Annotated in this window: 2 protein-coding genes and 1 pseudogene; all 3 read left to right on the forward strand. The window is 41.2% G+C overall.

The window, feature by feature from the left end:
* Positions 1–388 (forward strand): annotated as a pseudogene (locus PX636_RS16145) (hypothetical protein); the annotation flags it as partial.
* 252 nt (positions 389–640) lie between these two features.
* Entirely contained in the window at positions 641–1183 is a 543-nt protein-coding gene (locus PX636_RS16150) for a peroxiredoxin (protein ID WP_288117823.1), read from the forward strand.
* 441 nt (positions 1184–1624) lie between these two features.
* On the forward strand, positions 1625–2965 hold the full coding sequence (locus PX636_RS16155) for an AAA-like domain-containing protein (protein ID WP_012264908.1): 1341 nt from the start codon (positions 1625–1627) through the stop codon (positions 2963–2965).
* The last annotated feature ends 244 nt before the right edge of the window (positions 2966–3209 follow it).

Below are 3209 nucleotides of genomic sequence, written 5' to 3' on the forward strand. Positions count from 1 at the left end.
GACCGATATTTTAGAGGCGATTAAACATCAATTTGAATGTTTGTGTGATTTTAAGTGGCCAATTTTGCAACAATTACGGAACAAACAAAATAATCCTTCTTATGCAGATACTCGTTTCCTTGTCTTTAGCAAATACTTCTATGAAAGATACCTGCATCCGATGCACAAAAATCATCAGCAGGGTTGTTTTTACAGTGAACATCGATATTATCAAGCTATTAATTTAGCATCACAATCGGCTAATGTTTGTAAAAGGTTTCCGGTTGAACCGAAATTTTCTGGTATTGCGGGACATTTTGAAGGAAAAGACTATAATAGTCGTTCCGAACAGTTGAAATACGCAATTCGTGTCTTGACTCGTCAAACTATGCCTTGGCTATATCTGTAAAGGGTCGTGCTTAGTGGTGTATCAAAGTCAGTGGCAATAAGGCGGTAAAAGCTGTAAAATAAGCGCACAGGATGCTGGATTTTCAGGATTTTATCTTTTCGCTTCCCGTCCCCTGTGAACTAGGAAAGCCTTACTTTGCAAAGGTTTTACACCAATTGTGGATGCAAAATTCCCTTTCGCATTTCACTACATGGAAAAAAACTACCAAAAGCTGATAACTGATAACTGATAACTGATAACTAATAACTGATTATGTCTCGTCGTCAACTGTTGAGTTTTTTAATTGCAGTAATTCTGGCATTTTTTGCCTTTATTCCCGATGCTAACGCTTTAGGTGGCCCCCAACCCCCTTTAAATCAACTGGCACCCGATTTTACCCTACCGACTAACACGGGAGAAGGAAATATTTCCCTATCGGACTATCGGGGTAAATGGGTGGTTTTGTATTTTTATCCCAAGGATTTTACCCCCGGCTGTACCCTAGAAGCGCGGCGTTTTCAGCAGGATTTGCCGAAATATATGGCTAAAAATACGCAAGTTTTAGGGGTAAGTGCCGATGATGTCGATTCTCATGCGGAATTTTGTGACTCGGAGGGTTTAAAATTTCCCTTACTGGCAGATACTACCGGAGATGTTAGTAAAGCTTATGGTTCTTGGATGGGTTATGTTTCCCTGCGTCATACCTATCTTATCGATCCGCAAGGGATTTTAAAAGAGATTTATTTAGGGGTAAATCCTGCCATTCACAGTGCCGAAGTTTTAGCACGTTTAGAGGAATTACAGACGACTTCTTGAGATAATTGGTCTTGAATCTAGAAATTATCTTGATAAAAGCTATCTGCAGCCGATGAGATAAAAAAAATCCCGACCACGATTTTTTCATCGGTGGGGGATATAGACTAACAACCTTAACCGAGATAATCAGGACTAATTGCAATTATCGTCCTTATCACCCTTACAGTCACGGTTTTGTAAAATTAGCGGCGAAGAGGAACGGTCAAAATGGTTATCTTGACTATTAACCGCTAAAGTGTGAGGAAGAAAACCTAACAGCAAGGAGACCACAACAAACAAGGTTAACGAGATTTTCATGGTTTTACTCCCTTAGACACCATCAGGTAATTGACCTATTTTTACCATAGGGCTTTTCCGCTCGGATGTCAGTCCCATTGCCAAGAGGGAAAAAGGGGTTAACATGGAAAAAAGGGGAATATAAGTAGAATAAAGTAGAACCGGATGAAACCACAGGGATGGGACGAGTTTCTTAAACATCTAGCTAGAGAATACGGTGTTCAGGGTAAATTAAAGGAGATTTTTTTAGTTCGTTTTGCCTACGAAAATTGGCGCAAACCGGATGAGGAAATTTGGGAAATGGCCGAGGCCGCCAGCCATGAAACCTATAAAAAACAAATGACTAAAATATATAGCTATTTCTCGGCAGATAAAGATAATGGCTGTCCGGAACTAGAATTAGGTAGTAAAGGGCCGGGTAAGTTCCAAATCCTCCGAGAATGGTTCAAAGATATCAAATATCCTGAATGGAGAAATCAACCCACCCCGATACTAGCAGAAAAATCGGTTATAGATAGTTATATTAGCCGCCCTCCCGTCGAAAGCGACTGTTATCAAGAAATTAATCGTCCGGGGTCACTCATTCGCATTAAATCCCCCGAAAAGACCGGTAAAACTTCTCTGCTTAAACATCTGCTCGCTCAGGCAGATAGTTGGGGACATAGCACAGTTTATATTAATTGTCAAGTGGCAGAAAAGGCGATGTTTGCCAGTTTAGACCGATTTTGTCGCTGGTTTTCGGCAAATGTTAGCCGAGAATTGGGTTTAAAGCCGCAATTAGATGAATATTGGGATGAGGAACTATTTGGCAGTTTAATCAGTTGTCAAACCTATTTTCAGTCCTATCTTTTGGAACAGATTAACGGGCCGCTCTTTTTGGCCCTAGATAATTTAGACAGAATTTTCGAGTATCCCGACATCGCTAGGGATTTTCTGCCGCTTTTGCGCTGTTGGCACGAAGAAGCTAATAATTTAGAAATCTGGCAGAATTTGCGGTTAGCGATTGCTAATTCCACGGAAATCTATATTCAATTGGACGCTAATCAATCTCCCTTTAATGTCGGCCGCGCGATTAAATTACCCGGTTTTAGCCTCGAACAACTGGAAAACTTGGCTAGTAGCTACGGATTGCCTAAAAATGACGATAATCAGCGTTTTATCAGCGATTTAATTGCTCTAGTCGCTGGTCATCCCTATCTTAGCCGTTTGGCCTTGGAAGCGCGGGTGCGTGGGGAAAAAAATATTCTCCCTAATGCTGCTACCCAAGGGGGAATTTATGCGGCACACTTGCGTCATCACTGGGATAATCTGCAAAAACAGCCGGAATTATTGACAGGGATGGGGGAAGTGGTTAATTCTTCCGATAAGGGAGCGCGATTAGAACCGATTACTGCCTATAAACTGGAAAGTATGGGTTTAATTCAGTTAAAAGGCGACCTAGCCCAGCCTAGCTGTCAATTATATCAGCTTTACTTCCGAGAGGAACAAACTGGCAGCGATCTCTAGTGGATAATTATACTAAATCCGTTGAGTACAGGCTACATATCAGGACAGGCACTCATGCAAAGGGGAATAAATAATCAGTTTTTAATAACCGGATTTAGTATCACATTTGCAGAAATATCGACAATCAGCAATTAAGAGTGACTCTTAAATTATTACAAATATATCAGCAGCTGCGTGTAAGCATCCCACCGAAAAGCTCATGCGCAGGGGGTTCGGGTAGGGTTGATTCATGAATCAACCCTAC

The organism is Microcystis sp. M53598_WE2 (assembly GCF_030067735.1).
GTDB classification, from domain to species: domain Bacteria; phylum Cyanobacteriota; class Cyanobacteriia; order Cyanobacteriales; family Microcystaceae; genus Microcystis; species Microcystis aeruginosa.